This is a genomic window from Sphingobium sp. GW456-12-10-14-TSB1 (assembly GCF_059424385.1).
The window spans coordinates 3143474-3161003 of record NZ_JBWKZI010000001.1 but is presented as its reverse complement, the minus strand read 5'-3'; the positions used below and the strand labels follow the sequence as shown (position 1 = coordinate 3161003).

The window sequence follows — 17530 nt, the reverse complement described above, 5'->3', positions numbered from 1 at the left end:
TCGCGTTACAGAAAAGGCCGGATCGCGGCCAGGAACGCGTCGCCCCAGGCATCGAGCTTCTTTTGACCCACGCCGCTGATCATGCCCAGATCGCGCAGGCTGGTGGGGCGCTGTTCGGCCATTTCGCGCAGGGTCGAATCGTGGAAGATGACATAGGGCGGCACGCCCGCCTCCTGCGCCAGTTCGCGGCGGCAGGTGCGCAGCGCGTCGAACAGCGGATCGCCGACCGGATTGGCATCCGCGCCGTTGCGGGCGTTGCGCTTGCGCCGTTCGCGCCTGGGGGGCACGAGGATGCGCACCTCCTCCTCCCCGCGCAGGATGGGCCGGGCGTTGGGGCCGAGCATCAAGCCGCCATGTTCGGTCGTTTCCAGCGCATCGCGCACCAGCAGCGCGCGCGACACCGGGCGCAATAACGCGGTCTCATCGCCCGACACGATGCCATAGACCGAAATCCTGTCATGGCCGCGTTCGCGCAATTTGTCGGTGACGCCGCCGGTCAGCACCGCCTCTATGTGGCCGGAGCCGAAGCTTTGCCCGGTGCGATAGACGGCGGAGAGATATTTGCGCGCGGTTTCGGTAGCGTCGACGCTGGCCGGAGGGGACAGGCAATTGTCGCAATTGCCGCAGGTCGCCGGCGGGTTTTCGCCGAAATGGCGCAACAGGATGGCGCGACGGCAGGTGGCGGTCTCCACCAGCGCGCCGAGCGCGGCGATGCGGGTGCGCTCGCCCTGCTGGCGGGATGGGTCGAGTTCCATAATGCGCTGACGGGCGCGGGCGAAATCTTCCGCACCCCAGAAAAGATGCGCGACCGCCGGTTCGCCATCGCGCCCTGCACGGCCCGATTCCTGATAATAGCCCTCGATCGATTTGGGCAGTCCTGCGTGCGCCACAAAGCGGACGTCGGGCTTGTCGATGCCCATGCCGAAGGCGACGGTGGCAACCATCACCATATCTTCGCTGGCGATGAAGGCGGCCTGGTTGCGGGCGCGGACGGCGGGGTCGAGCCCGGCATGATAGGCGCGCACGGGGCGGCCACCACGGCCCAGCGTCTCGGCCATTTTCTCGGTCGCGGCGCGGGTCTGGGCATAGACGATGCCGGGGCCGGGATGGGTGGCGACCAGATCTGCGAGTTGGCTCGAAACACCGTCGCGCGGATGGACGGCGTAGCGGATATTGGGCCGGTCGAAGCCGGAGATGATGAGGCCATCGCGCGGGATGCCGAGCTGGACGAGAATATCATCGCGGGTATGCGCGTCCGCCGTGGCAGTGAGCGCCAGGCGCGGGACGTCGGGAAATTCGTCGAGCAGCGGGCGCAACAGGCGATAGTCGGGGCGGAAATCATGGCCCCATTCGGACACGCAATGGGCTTCGTCGATCGCGAACAGCGCAACCCTGGCAGAGCGGAGCAGCGAACGAAACCCCTCCTGACTGGCGCGTTCGGGGGCGACATAGAGCAGGTCGAGATCGCCATTGCGCAGGCGATCCTGCGTCTCCCGCCAGTCGGCGTCCACGCTGGTCAGGCTGGCGGCGCGCAGGCCGACCGCATTGGCCGCGCGCAACTGGTCGTGCATCAGCGCGATCAGTGGCGATACGACGACGCAGCAGCCATCAAGCGCGGCCGACGGCAACTGGTAACAGAGCGACTTGCCCGCCCCGGTCGGCATGATCGCCAGCGTCGGCAACCCCGCCATGACCCGCCCGACCACCTGTTCCTGTACCCCGCGAAAGGCGGAAAAGCCGAATATATCGTGGAGAAGGGTGGGAATGTCGCGCCGCATCGCATGGCCTGTAGCGGCTGAGGCGCAGGGGGGCCAGTGGGTGTTGCGTTATGAGGGGGGTGTTGGGCGAGGATGGGTGGGGAGCGGAATGAATTTCACCGTCACCCCAGCGAAGGCTGGGGTCTCAGGCGCAGATGCGCTACAGTTGGATATGGCGCGAGGCGGCTACACCTATGTGATGACCAATAAGCCAAGGGGCGTCCTCTATATTGGCGTCACAGCCGACATCGCTACGCGCGCCCAACACCATCGAAACGGCACCGGCTCCGCCTTTTGCAAGAAATATGGGTTGACCCGCCTTGTTCTGGTCGAGCCACATGATGATATTAGGATCGCCATCGCCCGCGAAAAGGCGCTCAAAGCCTGGAAACGCGAATGGAAAATCCGCCTTGTGGAAGAAGCCAATCCAGATTGGCGCGATATGTCAGACGTTATCTTCTGACGCCTGAGACCCCAGCCTTCGCTGGGGTGACGATGAAGGAAATGGCCGATTCCAAGTCTTGGCGCAGTGTATTCCAGAGGCAATTTCTTGGTCGCTTCCAGTCATTCCCGCCCTCCCCTTCAGGGGAGGGGTCGGGGGTGGGGCTTCGCCGCAAGACCTGACCTGAGAGGCACCGCCCCACCCCAACCCCTCCCCTGAAGGGGAGGGGCTTAAAGTCGCTTCTGATCACTGCCGGACTGTCAAAAAACGTCCGCTTCAGTCCACCGGGTCGAGCAGGCAGCCCCAGCCGGGGCGGAAGCGGGCGGTGCGGGTGGCCATGAGGGGGACGCTGGCGTCCACGGCCTTGTCGTCCGGGCGGTCGGTCAGCCGGACCAGCGCCATGCCCGGTTCCTTGTCATCGGTGCAGCTGTCCATGGCGCGCCCTTCGACATAGCGGCAGGAACAGGTCAGCCGCGCGCCGTAGGCGGCGCCCAGCCGGGCCTGATCGCGCAAGGCATTCCAGTGCCAGCCCAGCGTAACGAGCAGCGCCAGGCAGAGCGCAAGGGCAAGATAAATGATCGTCCGACGACCCGGCATATTCCCGACTCGGTTGGGGATGGCTAAGGCCGCGGCTTATGAAGAGGGAATGGAACAGCGTAAAGCGGCTTGGTCTGGGTGTCGCCGTGGCTGCGCTGGTCGGCGCGGGCGGGATGTTGAGCGTGCGCGCAGCCGATCCGCAACCGCTCTATCGCGTATCATCTGACGCCGTCGTGAGCGAAACCGCGCTGCGCGCCGCGATCGACCCGCTGTTCGATGAAGCCGATATGGGCGACACGCGCGCCTTGCTGGTGATGCGCGACGGGCAGGTCATCGCGGAACGTTATGCGCCCGGCTTTGGCCCGGACACGAAATTATTGTCCTGGTCGATCGCCAAGAGCGTCACGGCGGTACTGGTCGGGCTGATGGTGTCGGACGGGCGGCTGGCGCTGGACTCGCCGGTGCCGGTCGATGCGTGGCGCCAGCCGGGCGACCCGCGCGGGCGGATTACGCTGCGCCAGTTGCTGACGATGACGTCGGGGCTGGACCATGTGGAGGATGGCGTCCCGCTGCCCGCTGGCGACACGGTGCGGATGCTGTTTACCGATGGCGCGCAGGATATGAGCGGCTTTGCCGAGGCCAAGCCGCTGGCCCATGCGCCCGGATCGACCTTTTCCTACTCGACCGGCAGCACCATGATCCTGACCGACCTGATGACGCGGATGCTGACCAATAGCGACGATCCCGATGCGCGGCGGCGGGCGATGCAGATGTTCATCGACGGCAGGCTGAAAGCGCCGGGACGCCTGCCCAGCCTGACCCCGGAATATGACGCGGCGGGCACGATGATCGGCGGCAGCATCGTGCATATGACCGCGCGCGATTATGGCCGCTTTGGCGAATTGCTGCGTCGCCATGGCCGCAGCCCGACCGGCCACCAGATCTTGCCGGAAAAATGGATCGACATCATGACCACGCCATCGGCCCGCAACCCGGCCTATGGCGCGCATCTGTGGCTGAACCGGGAAAGCAGCGAAAGCGCGCTGATGCCGGGGCAGGCCCCCGCCAGCCTGTTCGGCTGCGTCGGCCATAATGGGCAATATATCCTCGTTTCCCCGTCACAGCGGTTGACCATCGTGCGGATCGGCATGTCGCCGCACAAGGAACAGCGGGTGGCGGTCAAGACGGCGCTGGCGCGGCTGATCGGGCTGTTTCCGGGCTAGAGCAGGAAGCGCCCCTCTATCACGGTGCGGCACCCGCCGGTCAGGACGACCCGGTCGCCCGCCAGCGTGCAGCCCAGGCGCCCGCCCCGCGCCGATGCCTGAAAGGCGCTGATGTCGGTCTTGCCCAGCCGCGCCGCCCAATAGGGGGTGAGCAGGCCATGGGCCGATCCGGTGACGGGATCTTCATCCACGCCGCCGCCGGGCACGAACACCCGGCTGATAATGTCGCTGTCATCGCCCGGCGCAGTCGCCATCAGCAGCAGGTCGCCCGCCGGGCGCAGCGCCGCGAAATCGGGCGTCAGCGCGCGGATCGCGGCGGCATCGCGATAGACGAAGAGCGCATAGCCGCCGTCCCGCCAGCGCGTTTCCAGCACATCGCCGCCCATGCCCGCCGCCAGATCAGGCAATGGCCTGACCTCCGTATCCCATGCGGGAAGCGACAGCGCATAGCCCGCCCCGGCCCGCGCGACCGTCAGCACGCCGGCATGGCGGGTGCGGAAACGGATGGCGTCCCGATCGCCGATCAGCACATGGCCGCTGGCCAGCGTCGCATGGCCGCACAGCTTGACCTCCACCGTCGGGGTGAACCAGCGCAGCGCATAATCCGCATCCGGATCGTCGGGGGCCGGAATCGTGAACGCGGTTTCGGACAGGTTGTTTTCCGCAGCGATCGCCTGAAGCGTCACATCGTCGAGCCACTGGTCGAGCGGCATGACGGCGGCCGGATTGCCGCTGAAGGGCGCGTCGGCAAAGGCGTCGACCTGGGTGAAGGGCAGGCTGGGCATGGCGGCTCCTCGTTGGACAGGGCGTTCTGATGCCGGGCGGGCCGGGGCGTGAACAGGGCCGCCCGCATGGCATTGGCCGCCTATCCCAGCACCACCAGCGCGCCGCACACCGCCAGCCCGACGACGATGTTGATCGGCACGCCGATCCGCACGAAATCGGCAAAGCGATAGTCGCCCGCGGCATAGACCAGCGCGTTGGTCTGATAACCGATCGGCGTTGCGAAACAGGCCGATGCGCCGATCATCAGGGCGATGATCAGCGGGCGCGGATCGACCCCCAATTGCTGCGCCAGCGCGATGGTGATCGGCGTCAGCAGCGCCGCCACCGCATTGTTGCTGAGCAGTTCGGACAATACGAGCGCGAAGAAATAGATGACGAACACCAGGGACCAGACCGGCACGATTTTCAACAGCGGCGTGATCCAGCCGACCATCAGCGCCACGCTGCCCGCCTGTTCGAGCGCCAGGCCGACGGCCAGCATCGCGAAGATCAGGATGAGGACGTCGCCGTCAATCGCCGCCCAGGCTTCTTCGGGGTCGATGCAGCGGGTGACGAGGATGATGCCGACCGCAATGAAGGCGGCCATGCCGATGCCGATTATGTTGAGCGCCGACAGCAGCACGACCGCCGACATGGCGACGATGGCGATCCACGCCTTGTTACGGCGAAAGGCGCGGGTGCGGCTGATGTCGACGCCGATCAGATGGGGATTGTCCTTGAGCGATCGGATCGCGTCGTCGCTGCCCGCGATCAGCAGCCGGTCCGCGCCGCGCACCCGCGCTTCCGCCAGCGCTGGACCGGGCAGATGGCGCGAACGGTGAATGCCGATGATGCGGACGCGCAGGGCGTGGAGGAAGGGAATGTCCAGCAGCCGTTCACCGATGGAGGGATGGCTGGGCGCGACCATCGCCTCTATCACCTTGCCTTCGCGCGCTGACGTAGCGGAATCGGCGGCAACGCCCAGATCAAATCCGCCCGATTCACGCAGCGTCATGATGGCGGTGCCGTCCGCCCGCACGATCAGCCGATCGCCCGACCGCAACTCCTCGTCCAGAATCTCGCGCCGCCTGATCTCGCTTCCGCGCTTGAGGCCGAGCAGCACGACGGAGGGGCCGAACAGGCCCAGCGAGCCAATCTCACGCCCGATCAACTCGCTATCGTGCGGCACCACCAGTTCGGTCAGATAGTCCTGCACCGTCCCGCCTGTTTCCCCGCTGATGGAGGGCGGATCGCTGGGCAACAGGAAGGACAGGCACAAAAGGGCGACGATCCCCGCCGCCGCGCCTGCCAGCGCGTAGGGCGTGATCTCGAAAATGCCAAATGACGCCATGCCCTGATCAGCGGCGATGCCCGCGACGATCAGGTTGGTCGATGTGCCGATCAGCGTCAGGCAACCGCCCAGCACCGCGATCGTGTTCATCGGGATCAGCAGCTTCTTGACCGGATAGCCGGTCGCCTGCGCCAGTTTGAACATGATCGGGATCAGCAACACGACCACGGGCGTATTGTTGAGGAAGGCCGACAGCACAGCCGCGCCAAGCGCCACTTCGGCAAGGGCCAGCCGGGGATGTATTTTCGCGCGCGCCATGATGAGGTCGGCCACGCGATTGATCACGCCGGTGCGAATCAGCGACCCGGACAGCACGAACATCGCCCCGACGGTCAGCGGTGCGCTGTTGGAAAAAACCGAAAAGAGCGATTTTTCGTTGAGCAGGCCCAACAGTGCGAATGCGCAGGCCCCCACGACCGCGATCACCGTGGGCGAATAGCGTTCGCGCACGAAGGACACGAACATCAGCGCCAGGATGAGCAGGCCGATTTCCGCGCGATACACGCCCATCAGCGCGATAATGAAATGCATTTGGCCCTACCCCCCGACGGCACAAGCGCCCCCGCTCGCACAACGAGGGAAACCGGACATCGTTGCACGCAAAGCTGGCGGACGGGTCCGCCGGGGGCAAGCGCGCATCCTATAATGATTGAACGAATTCACAACATCATAACCAATATGCGTCAATGTTAGCGCAATCATTAGGGACCACCAGCCTTTCCGGGATGCATATGCCGTCATCTTCTTTCATGGAATCCAAGCGATTCCGGCTGCTGCAGGATCAGCGCGGTACCGCAATCATTGAATTTGCAATCGTTGCCGCGCCCTTTATCGCCCTGCTGCTGGCGGTCATGCAGACCACGCTCACCATGTTCACGCAGCAGGTTCTCGAAACCGCGGTCGAAAAAAATGGCCGGACCATTCGCGTGGGGCAGGTTCAGGCGGACGGGATCAGCCAGTCCGCGTTCAAGACCCAATTGTGCAAGACATTGCCCAAATATGTCGACTGCGCCGACGTGATGATCGACATACGCACGGCAAACAGCATGGCGGATGTCGACAGCAGCACGCTGGCATTGACATATGACGGTTCGAACAATGTCACCAACAGCTGGAAATATCTGACCGGCGGGCCTGGTGACATCGTCATCATGCGCCTGATGTATCAGATGCCCGCGATCGGCGGACCGCTGGGCTTCACGCTCGCCAACATGAAAAATGGCCGGCGCCTGCTTGTCGCGACATCAGTATTCAAGAATGAGTCCTACTGAAATGCGCCGCCTCTTCTCATGGTGGCGCCGGTACGCCAGCGACTGCCGGGCGATCGCGGTGACGGAGTTCGCCCTGCTCGCCCCGTTCATGATCCTGCTCTATCTTGGCTGCTTCCAGCTTGCCGACGCCATTTCCGCGTCGCGCAAGGTGACCGTGACGACACGCACCCTTGCCGATCTGACATCCCAATATCGTTCGGTCACGCAAGTCACCACCGACAGCATATTGCACGCCGCCAGCCAGGTCATGGCCCCCTACAACGCAAAGGCCGGCGTCTACACGATCACGCATTTGTCGACCAATCCGTCCGACAAGCCGCGCGTGGACTGGAGCCGCCGCTTTGACGGATCGACCGTGAGCGAGGGGTACAGGCGGAACGAGAAAATCGATCTGCCGGACAGCGTTTCCGAGGAAGGGTCCAGCGTGCTGATGGCCGAGATCACCTACGAATATCAGCCGGTCGTGGCGTCCGCCATGCTGGGAAAGATCACCATGACCGACACCATCTACATGCTGCCGCGCCGGTCCGACTCCATTCCGATGAATTGAGATGATGATGCGCCAATCCCCTGTGCTTTCGATGATCCGCATCGTCCGGCGCCTGCTAAGGCAGGAGCGCGGCAATGTGATCATGATCTTCGCCTTTTCGCTCATCCCGCTGGTGTTTGGCGCTGGCATGGTCATCGACTATGCGCGGGCGGCGCGTTTGCAGACCAAGATGAACGCGATCACCGACGCGACGGCCCTCTACGCCGTCAGCGCGCCGATGCTCAAGAATGACCTGGATGAAACAAAAAAGCGCGCCAATGCCTTTTTCGACGATCAGGTCGTGGGATTGAACGGGCTGATCTATGGCAAGGACGTCAAGATCAACATCACTGAAACGCTGTCCCCCACCCTGCAACGCAATGTGACGGTGAGCTATGCCGCAGCGTCAGACAATATTTTCGGGGCCATCCTGTCCAGCGCCAGCATAGCGATTGGCGGTTCCGCCAGCGCCAAGAGCGTTACCGCGCCCAATATCGATTTTTACATGGTGCTCGACACGTCGCCGTCCATGGCCCTGCCGGCGACAAAGGCCGGGCTGACGGCGCTGACCGCTGCTACCGGCGGCTGTGCCTTTGCCTGCCATCAAACCAACACTTCATCGACCAATCCGGGCAGAACCCGCATGGTGAACGGTCAATATGTCGATTATTATTATATCGCCAAGACCGATCTCAAACTGGCGTTGCGAAGCGACCTGGTGACGTCGGCGGTCGAAAATCTGGTGGATGTGGCCAAGGAAACGGCCCAGGCCAACGGCGCGACCTACCGCATGGCGCTGGGGCATTTCGACTGGACCTATCATTCCATCGCGGACAAGCCGGTCGATCTGGATACGGCCAAGGGGCTGGTATCCCAGGCGCAGTTGCTGACCGTTTGCCAGAATAACCAGCGTGTGTGCGGCATCAACGACAGCGACATGCTGACCAACTTCACCACGAGCCTGACCAGCATCAATGCGATCATGCCCGTGCCGGGAGCGGGGACCAAGAAGGGCAGCGATTCGCCCCAGGGCGTCATGTTCCTGATCACCGACGGCATGCGGGACGAAAATGCAGGCGGTCGCAAGCTGGGCCCGATGCCGACCGCCATGTGCGATACGATCAAGGCCAAGGGAATCCGGATTGCGGTGCTCTACACGGAATATCTGTGGGAATCGGCGTCCGACGGCTGGTCGATCAGCAATGTACGCACGCCATTTCTCAATCCGCCGGAAAAGATCAGTCCGCCACTGGAAAGCTGCGCATCGCCGGGGCTCTATTACAAGGTGACGACCGACAGCGATATGTCGGCTGCGTTGGCCAGCCTGTTCCAGAAAGCCGTGCAGGCCGCACATCTGACCAAATAGCGAGCACATGAAAAGGGCCAGCCATGGTTGCATGGCTGGCCCGTATCGCGGCGGTATGGGGACATTTTGTCGTCATGTCCGCGCCATGCGTGGTGACGTTCCCCAGGCTTACGCTCTGCCGCTGGCCCTGTGGCGGGCTTGGGTCAGAGCCTATCCTAAATTTGCCGAGTCGTCTCGCCTTTTCGGCGCAGGATCGCTTCGCTTTGGCGCGTCAGTCGGTTTCAGGACGTTCGCCGCATTGGGCGCGGTGGAGCAATTTCTGGTCGGCCAGCACCAGCGCCATCATCGCTTCGACCACGGGCACGCCACGAATGCCGACGCAGGGGTCATGCCGCCCCTTGGTGATGATGTCCGATGCAGCACCATCGCGCGTGACCGTTTCGACCGGGATCAGGATGGAACTGGTGGGCTTGAACGCCACGCGCAGCTTGATCGGCTGACCGGTCGAGATACCGCCCGCAATGCCGCCTGCATGATTGGCGAGGAATATGGGTCCATCTTCGCCCGGCCGCATCGGATCGGCATTTTGTTCGCCGCGCAGGCTGGCGGCGGCAAAACCATCGCCAATCTCGACGCCCTTGACCGCATTGATGCTCATCATCGCACTCGCCAGTTCGCTGTCGAGCTTGGCATAAAGCGGCGCGCCCCAGCCGGCCGGCACGCCAGAGGCGACGCATTCGACCACGGCACCCAGCGAGGAGCCATCGAGGCGCGCCGCATCGACCAGCTTTTCCCACCGCACAGCGGCCTGCGCGTCCGGGCAGAAGAAGGGGTTTTGCCCGATCAGCGCCGGATCGAAATGCGCATAGTCTATCGCGTCGCCGCCAATGGCGCTGACATAGGCGAAAATATCCACTTCGGGGATGACCGCGCGCGCCACCGCGCCCGCCGCCACCCGGCTTGCGGTTTCCCGCGCCGACGAACGCCCGCCGCCGCGATAGTCGCGAAATCCATATTTGGCGTCATAGGCATAGTCGGCATGGCCGGGACGATAGGCCTTGGCGACGTCCGAATAATCTTTCGATCGCTGGTCGGTATTTTCGATCATCAGGCTGATCGGCGTGCCGGTCGTCCGCCCTTCAAACACGCCCGACAGGATGCGGACCTCGTCCGCCTCGCGCCGCTGGGTGGTGAATTTGGACGTGCCGGGCTTGCGCAGGTCGAGCCAGGGCTGGATGTCGGCCTCGCTCAGGTCCAGCCCCGGAGGACAGCCATCGACGACCGCGCCGATGGCAGGACCATGGCTCTCGCCCCAGGTGGTGAAGCGGAATACGCGACCGAAACTGTTGAAACTCATTCTGCGGCTTCACTATCCCAATCGGAGCCGAAACGCTGCGCCATATAGCGCGCGCTGCCGAAACGACCGGCGAGCAATCCTTCGACGGTCAGGTCGGCATCCAGTTCTTCCCAATGCAGGCCGAAACCTGCCCCGGCAATCTCAATCTTTCCGAGTTGTTCGGCGCTCGCCTGTTCCAGCCCCTGCGCCAAGGTGGCGGGGAAGGAAAAAGTGGCGCCGCTGACCAGATCGATCACGACATGGCCGCTATCCCGATCGTAGCGCGCGGCGCGGGCGCGTGGCTTGATCGCCAGATCATGCTCACCGCGCCTGACGGCTTCCTGAAACTGCGCCTGGGTCAATTCACCCATGAATATCGTTCCACTTTTCGATCAGATAATCGCGCTTTTCTCGCACGATTTGCAGGGCGCGTCGACTCTCGCGCAAATCAGCGCCGACAATCCGCACGACCTGCGCTTGTTCGCCCTGCCCCATCAACGCAATCTTTGTTTCGCCAGCGCCGAACACATGAACATGGGGCGGCGCGTGATCGTCTGTATAGATCATGATACGCAGATTGGCTTCGCGCCAGACCGTTGGCACCGCTCACCTGTCCAGCGCGATGTCCGGGGCGTCCTCCGCCTTCATGCCGATGACGTTATAGCCGGCATCGACATGGTGGATTTCGCCCGTCACGCCACTGGCCAGATCCGACAACAGATAGAGGCCCGCGCCGCCGACATCCTCGATCGTCACGTTGCGGCGCAGGGGCGAATTCAGTTCGTTCCACTTCAGAATGTAGCGGAAGTCGCCGATGCCGCTGGCGGCCAGCGTCTTGATGGGACCAGCCGAGATGGCGTTGACGCGGATATTTTCCGGCCCCAGGTCCATCGCCAGATATTTGACCGACGTTTCCAGCGCGGCCTTCGCCACGCCCATCACGTTATAATGGGGGATGACCTTTTCCGCGCCATAATAGCTCAAGGTCAGGATGCTGCCGCCATTGGGCATCAGCGCGCGGGCACGGCGGGTGACTGCCACAAAACTGTAAGCAGACACGTTCATGGTCAGCAGGAAATTGTCCAGGCTGGTGTCGACATAGAGGCCGCGCAGCTCATTCTTGTCGGAAAAGCCGATCGCATGCACCACGAAGTCCAGCCCGCCCCAGCGTGTCTCTATCTCCGCAAAGGCGGCGTCCAGCTTGTCCATGTCCGTGACGTCGCAGTCGATCAGAAAATCTGATCCGACCTGCTCCGCCAGGGGCCGCACCCGCTTGGCCAGCGCGTCGCCCTGATAGGAGAAAGCCAGTTCCGCACCCTGTTCATGCAACGCTTTTGCGATGCCCCAGGCCAGCGACTTGTCATTGGCCAGGCCCATGATGAGGCCACGCTTTCCTGCCATCAAGCCGTTCATATCGTTGTTCCATTCCCTCAGATGTCCGCCGCCGGGGCATCTTCCTCTTCGGGAAATTCCGCCAGCGCCGCATTCAGTTCCGCGCCAATTACCACGCCAAGCCCGACGAGAAAGAAAAAAATGAGCGTGATCATGACACCCGCCAGACTGCCATAGGTACGGTCATAACCGCCCAGCAGCGACAGGGTCGGCGGCAGCAGCAGGGTCGTGGCGTACCACCATAGGGCGGTGGCGACCGCACCGGGCCATTTGGGAAAGCGGCGATCCTTGTAAGCGGTCGGCGTCAGCGTGACGAACAATGACCAGAGCGCGACGCCCACAATCCCCATCGGCACCAGTTTGGCCGACGCGACCAGCGCGATCGCATCATCGGCCCAGGGCAATATCTGTTGCAGAAACTGGTCGATGCCGGTGATCACGACCTGAAGCGAGAAGGCGAACATCACCGCGACGACGCTGACCAGCGTGATGCCGACCGCGCCCAGACGGTAGCGCCAGAAGGGCTTGGTGCTTTTCGTGCCATAGGCGCGGCGCAGAATGTCGCGAATCGTTTCGATAAGGCTGCCGACGGTCCACAGGCCGACCAGCGCGCCCAGCCACAGCAAGGGGCCGGACCGGGCGGCCAGCACATCGTTGATCGGCTGGCGCACGACATCCGCCACCCCGCTGGGCACGGTGGTCAGGAAGGCGTTGACCGCCTGTACCCCGTCCTGCGTCCGGCCAAAGATGCTGGCCACTGCTGCCGCGACGATGAAGAAGGGGAACAGCGTCATCAGCGAGAGATAGGCGAGATTCCCGGCATGGATGAACCCGTCGCTATAGGTACCGACCGCGACCCGCTTGACAATTTCGAACGGGTGCGATCCGGGGCGGACGCGATTGATCTGGCGGTGGATATGCCCCGCCATACGGTGGCGACGGGATTCGGGCGACAGGGGCGAAGGCATCGGCATTCCCCCGATAACGCCCTAGACGCCCAGATGGGCGCGCACCGCCCGCCGGTCCTGCCATTTTTCCACCAGCGCCTGGATCGCGGGATCATCGGCGGGGACGTCCACCATCAGGGTGACCAGTTGGTCGCCGCGCGTGCCATCCTTGCCGGTAAAGCCCTTGCCCCGCAGCCGCAGCGTCTTGCCCGACGTGGTGCCGGCAGGCACGCCCAGCATCACCGGGCCATCGACGGTCGGCACCTTGACCTTGCCGCCCTTGACCGCTTCGTCCAGCGTGACGGGCAGGTCGAGCCGCACATTGTCGCCATCGCGGGTGAAGAAGGGGTGCGGCCGCACTTCGATCGTGACGATCGCGTCGCCCGCGCCGCCCGGCCCCTGCTGTCCCTTGCCCGACAGGCGCATCTGCGTGCCGCTTTCAACGCCAGCGGGCAGTTTCAGGTCGATCGTCTTGCCGTCCTGCAATGTGATGCGCTGCGGCGCCAATATGGCCGCGTCGGCAAATTGCACCGCCAGCCGATAGGCGACGTTGGCGCCCCTGGGTTGCGGTGCCTGACGGCCAAAGCCGCCGCCCGCGCGACGCCCCGCGCCGCCGAACAGCCCTTCGAAAATATCGCCGAAATCGGCGCCGCCGGTTTCAAAACCGCCCGGTTGGCCGCGAAAGCCGCCGCCGCCCCCGCCGCCAAAGCCGAAGGGCGCGGTCGGATTGCCATCCGCGTCAATTTCGCCCCGGTCGAAGCGGGCGCGCTTATCCTTGTCGGACAGCAGGTCATAGGCGTTGGTCGCAGCGGAAAATTTCTCGGCCGCCTTGGGATTGTCCCGATTCTTGTCGGGGTGCAGTTCCTTGGCCAGCTTGCGATAGGCGGATTTGATCTCCGCGTCGGTCGCGCCGCGCGCGACGCCCAATGTGGAATAGGGATCGGCCATCATCTTACCTGTTGCGAAAAAGCATCACTTGGCGACTATGTGGCGGAGGATGGCGCGACATTCAAGCAATGGATGCGCAACACCCCCGTCATACCCCGCTTGGGGTATGCGCCGCGCAACGCCAATTGCTAGCCGCCGCCTGTCTCGCGTGGGGAATGCGAGTGTTTTGGGGGTTACACCATGATCAAGAAATTTGCCTGGGGCGCCGTGGCGACCCTTTCGATGCTCGGCCCGATCACGACCAGCGCGCAGGCGCAGGTTGGCCCGCCACCGCCAACACCTCAGCAACTCGACCAGTTGCAGAGCCTGTTCCGCATTGGCGTGACGCTGGGCCTGCCGGGTGGCATCACCCGGACCGACAGCTATGGCCTGGACATTGCCAATGACGGTCAGGATTTCATGAATCCGCAGCGTTTGCGCGAACGCTATGGCGCGCAATATAATGACCTGTTCCCGGTCAGCGGCGTCATCGATTTTCGCGGCCTGCCCATCTATGGCTTTTATGACGCCAACAGCCCGGTTTTCCGCATCTCCATCCCCGCGCTCGATGCAGAAGGCGAAACCTACCAGAACCGCTTTAACGGGGTGACGCGCCAGGCGTCCTACGACCTGTTCAACGAATATCTGGACGAAGTCGACAGCGCGGAAGCCGAACGGCTGGTCCGCCTGTTGCTGAAGTCGCTGGCGCGCTATTCGCCGGTCGATCCGCTCGCGGGCAATCCCAATTCGGTGCAGAGCGGGCTGGTCCGCTCGAGCCTGGACCTGTCGTCGGGCGATTCGGCGATCGAACAGGCGGCCAATGGCGGCACCAACACGGCGGGCGATCCGTGGATCGTTGGCGCCAATTACAGCGGCGGTTCGTCAAATGGCGGGCGCTATGACTTCATGCGCGTCGATGGCCGGATCGCACGCAGCTTCCGCCTGACCGAAGGTGGCCGCGCCCTGCTGAAATTCGACCTGCCGATCAGCTATTCCGAAGTGAACGGCGCGCGTGCCGCGACCGCGCAATTCGGCGTCGGCGTCGAATTTCCGCTGATCGCGCAGCGCTGGTCGCTCGAACCGCGCATCGGCTATGGCATCACCGGGTCGGATCAGCTCGGCTCGCTCGGCCATATGATTTCGACGACGATCGCCAGCCGCTATGTGCTGAACGGTCTGGGCCGGGGTCGGCTGATCATCGGTAACATGGTCGGCTATACATCGACGATGAGCACCGGCTTCACCGGCTACAACGTCAATCCGGGCCTGAAGAACTGGGCGTTCCGTAACGGGGTGGCCTATGACCTGCCGCTCAAGTTCCGCGGGTTCGGGCGCAATACATCGGTGCGGGCCAGCTATGCGCTGACCAACTATACCGGCGACAAGCTCTATTATGACACGTTCCATGAAATGACCCTGTCACTGGGCATCCGGGGCCGCGAAGAATCGGCGCGCAACGCCCGCGACCTCATCCGCCTGAACTTCAACCTGATCAAGGCCAGCGATTATACCAGCTGGTCGGCGGGTCTGGGCTTCCGCTTCTGACGATAGGGGGGGGGCCTGATCGGCACCCCCTCACCTTTCGGCTCCGTTCCTTCGGCAAGCCCGTATCGACAGCGTCGCGTCCCGCCCGTAAAGACCGGGCATGACTGATCCCTTTGCCCTGTTCGACGACTGGTACGCCCAGGCGCGCGAGACCGAAATCAACGACAGCAATGCCATGGCGCTCGCCACAGCCGATGCGCGCGGTCATCCGTCGGTACGGATGGTGCTGCTGAAAGGGCATGGCCCGGACGGCTTTGTCTTTTACACCAATTTTGAGGGGCGCAAGGCGGGCGAACTGCTGGCCAATCCCCATGCCGCATTGCTGTTCCACTGGAAATCGGCGCGACGGCAGATCAGGGTGGAAGGCCCGGTCGGCCCGGTCGATGACGCCACCGCCGACGCCTATTTCGCAACCCGCAGCCGCGACAGCCAGTTGGGCGCATGGGCATCCGACCAGTCCCGCCCCCTGCCCGACCGTCAGACCTTCATGGACAGGTATGAGGCGGAACGGGCGCGGTTCGAGGGTGGCCCGGTGCCGCGCCCGCCGCACTGGTCGGGCTTTTGCGTCAGGCCGGAACGGATCGAATTCTGGCAGGATCGCGAGCATCGCCTGCATGAGCGGCGAGTCTTCACCCGCGCGGGCGCGGGCTGGAGCGAAGGGCTGCTTTACCCCTAAAGGCTTCTGATGCCGCCATTCCGGACGAAGCGAGGCGCGGAAACCGCCCGCTGGTTCGTCTATGAAGATGCGCCCCGACGCGCGCCGATTGCCGCTGGCCCATGGGCCTGTTAGGTGTCGGCCTGACACATGTAAAAGAAGTGCGGAGCCGGTGGCTCCAGCGGCCTAGAGGGACACGGATGCGTAACAGACTGACCGCCTTCATTCTCACCGGCATGGTTTTGGGGGTGATTGTCGGCTTCGCGGCCAATCTGTGGGTTGGCAGCGACAAGACGCTGGCCAAGGATGTGGCCGGCTATTTCCACCTGCTGGCCGACATATTTCTGCATTTGATCAAGATGATCATTGCGCCGCTGGTATTTTCCACGCTGGTCGCGGGCATCGCCCATATGGGCGACAGCGCGGCGCTGGGGCGGATCGGCGGGCGGGCGCTCGCCTGGTTCGTGATCGCCAGCCTGATTTCGCTGACCCTGGGGCTGATGTTCGTCAACTTCTTCGCACCGGGCGAAGGGCTGAACCTTGTCCGGTCGGGCGTGGATTCGGGCGTGAATACCGAAGCGCTCAATTTTCGCGATTTCATCCTGCACGTCTTTCCGACCTCCATGGTCGGCGCGATGGCGGAAAATTCGATCCTTCAGATCGTCGTATTCTCGCTGTTCGTCGGCGTCGCGCTGACCGCGATCGGGGAGAAGGGCAAGCCGGTCGTCACCGTCATCGAATCGATGGTCGAACTGATGTTGCAGGTGACAGGCTATGTCATGCGCGTCGCGCCCTTCGCGGTGTTCGGGGCGCTCGCGTCGGTCGTGACGACCGAGGGGCTGGGCGTGCTCGTCACCTTTGGCGAGCTGATCGGCGAATTCTATATCGCCCTGGGCGCGCTGTGGCTTCTGCTGTTCGCGGCGGGATCGATCTTCCTGGGCAAGCGGATGTTCAAGCTGATCCGCTATGTCCGCGAACCGATATTGATCGCTTTCTCCACCGCATCGTCCGAAGCCGCCTATCCCAAGATGCTGGAGCAACTGGATCGCTTCGGCGTGCCGCGCCGCATCTACAGCTTCGTGCTGCCGCTGGGCTATAGCTTCAACCTTGACGGGTCGATGATGTATTCGACCTTCGCGACCATCTTCATCGCGCAGGCCTATGGCATCGATTTGCCGATCGCGACCCAGATCACGATCCTGCTGGTGTTGATGGTGACCAGCAAGGGCATCGCCGCCGTGCCGCGCGCCAGCCTTGTGGTGGTCGCGGCCACGCTGGGCCAGTTCGACCTGCCGGTCGAGGGCGTCGCCTTCATCCTGGCGGTCGATCATTTCATGGACATGGGCCGTACCGCGACCAACGTGCTGGGCAATGCCATCGCGACGTCGGTGATCACCAAATGGGAAGGGATGCTGGAGGTCGAGGAACCGATCGACGTGCCTCACCCCAAGGCGCCGGCGCATACCGCCGCGCATGGCCGCGCCGGGCTGGAACTGGCCCCGGACATGCTGGAGGAAGAGCGTAAGGGGTAACCGACGCTATAGTGT

Annotated in this window: 18 protein-coding genes; 8 read left to right on the top strand and 10 right to left on the bottom strand. The window is 63.6% G+C overall.

What is annotated here, in order from left to right; translation table 11 throughout:
- Positions 1-5: 5 nt before the first annotated feature.
- On the bottom strand, positions 6-1778 hold the full coding sequence (recQ, locus tag AC07X9_RS15480; protein WP_017183771.1) for a DNA helicase RecQ: 1773 nt from the start codon (positions 1776-1778) through the stop codon (positions 6-8).
- Positions 1779-1866: 88 nt separating this feature from the next.
- Between recQ and AC07X9_RS15475 the strand changes: the two genes are divergently transcribed.
- Entirely contained in the window at positions 1867-2220 is a 354-nt protein-coding gene (locus tag AC07X9_RS15475; protein WP_017183770.1) for a GIY-YIG nuclease family protein, read from the top strand.
- A gap of 255 nt (positions 2221-2475) precedes the next feature.
- Here the strand turns inward: AC07X9_RS15475 and AC07X9_RS15470 are convergent, their stop codons facing one another.
- Positions 2476-2796: a hypothetical protein gene (locus AC07X9_RS15470; protein WP_017183535.1), complete on the bottom strand. Its 321-nt coding sequence runs from the start codon at positions 2794-2796 to the stop codon at positions 2476-2478.
- 38 nt (positions 2797-2834) lie between these two features.
- Here AC07X9_RS15470 and AC07X9_RS15465 point away from each other — a divergent pair, with 38 nt between their 5' ends.
- Positions 2835-3959 carry a serine hydrolase domain-containing protein gene (locus AC07X9_RS15465; protein ID WP_086485914.1) on the top strand — a complete coding sequence of 375 codons (1125 nt, stop codon included), beginning with the start codon at positions 2835-2837 and terminating at the stop codon, positions 3957-3959.
- On the opposite strand, the gene AC07X9_RS15460 is transcribed toward AC07X9_RS15465, so the two are convergent.
- Both AC07X9_RS15460 and AC07X9_RS15455 read right to left on the bottom strand, forming a co-directional pair.
- Entirely contained in the window at positions 3956-4744 is a 789-nt protein-coding gene (locus tag AC07X9_RS15460; protein ID WP_017183537.1) for a PhzF family phenazine biosynthesis protein, read from the bottom strand. The genes AC07X9_RS15465 and AC07X9_RS15460 overlap by 4 nt on opposite strands.
- An 80-nt stretch (positions 4745-4824) precedes the next feature.
- A complete protein-coding gene (locus tag AC07X9_RS15455) occupies positions 4825-6606 on the bottom strand; it encodes an SLC13 family permease (protein ID WP_017183538.1) in 1782 nt (593 codons plus the stop codon).
- Between the two features lie 218 nt (positions 6607-6824).
- Here AC07X9_RS15455 and AC07X9_RS15450 point away from each other — a divergent pair, with 218 nt between their 5' ends.
- From AC07X9_RS15450 to AC07X9_RS15440, 3 genes are read left to right on the top strand one after another with little or no spacing between them, the layout of a single operon-like run.
- Positions 6825-7346: a TadE/TadG family type IV pilus assembly protein gene (locus AC07X9_RS15450; RefSeq protein WP_017183539.1), complete on the top strand. Its 522-nt coding sequence runs from the start codon at positions 6825-6827 to the stop codon at positions 7344-7346.
- Position 7347: 1 nt separating this feature from the next.
- Positions 7348-7896, top strand: coding sequence for a TadE/TadG family type IV pilus assembly protein (locus tag AC07X9_RS15445; protein WP_017183540.1), 549 nt, complete (start codon positions 7348-7350; stop codon positions 7894-7896).
- A 1-nt stretch (position 7897) separates the two neighbouring features.
- Positions 7898-9241: a TadE/TadG family type IV pilus assembly protein gene (locus AC07X9_RS15440; RefSeq protein ID WP_253204271.1), complete on the top strand. Its 1344-nt coding sequence runs from the start codon at positions 7898-7900 to the stop codon at positions 9239-9241.
- A 211-nt stretch (positions 9242-9452) separates the two neighbouring features.
- Here AC07X9_RS15440 and aroC read toward each other — a convergent pair whose 3' ends face one another.
- The 6 genes from aroC to AC07X9_RS15410 are packed head-to-tail and all read right to left on the bottom strand — an operon-like array spanning position 9453 to position 13804.
- Complete coding sequence (aroC, locus tag AC07X9_RS15435) at positions 9453-10538, bottom strand: chorismate synthase (RefSeq protein WP_017183542.1); 1086 nt, start codon at positions 10536-10538, stop codon at positions 9453-9455.
- A complete protein-coding gene (locus tag AC07X9_RS15430; RefSeq protein ID WP_017183543.1) occupies positions 10535-10888 on the bottom strand; it encodes a DUF2442 domain-containing protein in 354 nt (117 codons plus the stop codon). Before AC07X9_RS15430 ends, aroC begins: the two co-directional genes overlap by 4 nt.
- A complete protein-coding gene (locus AC07X9_RS15425) occupies positions 10881-11120 on the bottom strand; it encodes a DUF4160 domain-containing protein (RefSeq protein ID WP_017183544.1) in 240 nt (79 codons plus the stop codon). Before AC07X9_RS15425 ends, AC07X9_RS15430 begins: the two co-directional genes overlap by 8 nt.
- A 3-nt stretch (positions 11121-11123) precedes the next feature.
- Positions 11124-11930 (bottom strand): enoyl-ACP reductase FabI, encoded by an 807-nt coding sequence (fabI, locus tag AC07X9_RS15420; protein ID WP_017183545.1) that lies wholly within the window; start codon positions 11928-11930, stop codon positions 11124-11126.
- 17 nt (positions 11931-11947) lie between these two features.
- A complete protein-coding gene (locus AC07X9_RS15415; RefSeq protein WP_017183546.1) occupies positions 11948-12883 on the bottom strand; it encodes a YihY/virulence factor BrkB family protein in 936 nt (311 codons plus the stop codon).
- 15 nt (positions 12884-12898) lie between these two features.
- Entirely contained in the window at positions 12899-13804 is a 906-nt protein-coding gene (locus AC07X9_RS15410) for a DnaJ C-terminal domain-containing protein (protein WP_026002470.1), read from the bottom strand.
- Between the two features lie 180 nt (positions 13805-13984).
- On the opposite strand from AC07X9_RS15410, the gene AC07X9_RS15405 reads away from it, so the two are divergent.
- The 3 genes from AC07X9_RS15405 (at position 13985) to AC07X9_RS15395 (ending at position 17515) form a co-directional block, all read left to right on the top strand.
- A complete protein-coding gene (locus tag AC07X9_RS15405; protein WP_017183548.1) occupies positions 13985-15328 on the top strand; it encodes a hypothetical protein in 1344 nt (447 codons plus the stop codon).
- A gap of 100 nt (positions 15329-15428) precedes the next feature.
- A complete protein-coding gene (gene pdxH / locus AC07X9_RS15400; protein WP_017183549.1) occupies positions 15429-16004 on the top strand; it encodes a pyridoxamine 5'-phosphate oxidase in 576 nt (191 codons plus the stop codon).
- A gap of 179 nt (positions 16005-16183) precedes the next feature.
- Positions 16184-17515, top strand: coding sequence for a dicarboxylate/amino acid:cation symporter (locus tag AC07X9_RS15395; protein ID WP_017183550.1), 1332 nt, complete (start codon positions 16184-16186; stop codon positions 17513-17515).
- The last annotated feature ends 15 nt before the right edge of the window (positions 17516-17530 follow it).

Coding starts and splice junctions, on each gene's coding strand:
- recQ (WP_017183771.1), bottom strand. CDS start 1,778: ATGCGGCGCGACATTCCCACCCTTCTCCACGATATATTCGGCTTTTCC.
- AC07X9_RS15475 (WP_017183770.1), top strand. CDS start 1,867: ATGAATTTCACCGTCACCCCAGCGAAGGCTGGGGTCTCAGGCGCAGAT.
- AC07X9_RS15470 (WP_017183535.1), bottom strand. CDS start 2,796: ATGCCGGGTCGTCGGACGATCATTTATCTTGCCCTTGCGCTCTGCCTG.
- AC07X9_RS15465 (WP_086485914.1), top strand. CDS start 2,835: ATGAAGAGGGAATGGAACAGCGTAAAGCGGCTTGGTCTGGGTGTCGCC.
- AC07X9_RS15460 (WP_017183537.1), bottom strand. CDS start 4,744: ATGCCCAGCCTGCCCTTCACCCAGGTCGACGCCTTTGCCGACGCGCCC.
- AC07X9_RS15455 (WP_017183538.1), bottom strand. CDS start 6,606: ATGCATTTCATTATCGCGCTGATGGGCGTGTATCGCGCGGAAATCGGC.
- AC07X9_RS15450 (WP_017183539.1), top strand. CDS start 6,825: ATGGAATCCAAGCGATTCCGGCTGCTGCAGGATCAGCGCGGTACCGCA.
- AC07X9_RS15445 (WP_017183540.1), top strand. CDS start 7,348: ATGCGCCGCCTCTTCTCATGGTGGCGCCGGTACGCCAGCGACTGCCGG.
- AC07X9_RS15440 (WP_253204271.1), top strand. CDS start 7,898: ATGATGATGCGCCAATCCCCTGTGCTTTCGATGATCCGCATCGTCCGG.
- aroC (WP_017183542.1), bottom strand. CDS start 10,538: ATGAGTTTCAACAGTTTCGGTCGCGTATTCCGCTTCACCACCTGGGGC.
- AC07X9_RS15430 (WP_017183543.1), bottom strand. CDS start 10,888: ATGGGTGAATTGACCCAGGCGCAGTTTCAGGAAGCCGTCAGGCGCGGT.
- fabI (WP_017183545.1), bottom strand. CDS start 11,930: ATGAACGGCTTGATGGCAGGAAAGCGTGGCCTCATCATGGGCCTGGCC.
- AC07X9_RS15415 (WP_017183546.1), bottom strand. CDS start 12,883: ATGCCGATGCCTTCGCCCCTGTCGCCCGAATCCCGTCGCCACCGTATG.
- AC07X9_RS15410 (WP_026002470.1), bottom strand. CDS start 13,804: ATGGCCGATCCCTATTCCACATTGGGCGTCGCGCGCGGCGCGACCGAC.
- AC07X9_RS15405 (WP_017183548.1), top strand. CDS start 13,985: ATGATCAAGAAATTTGCCTGGGGCGCCGTGGCGACCCTTTCGATGCTC.
- pdxH (WP_017183549.1), top strand. CDS start 15,429: ATGACTGATCCCTTTGCCCTGTTCGACGACTGGTACGCCCAGGCGCGC.
- AC07X9_RS15395 (WP_017183550.1), top strand. CDS start 16,184: ATGCGTAACAGACTGACCGCCTTCATTCTCACCGGCATGGTTTTGGGG.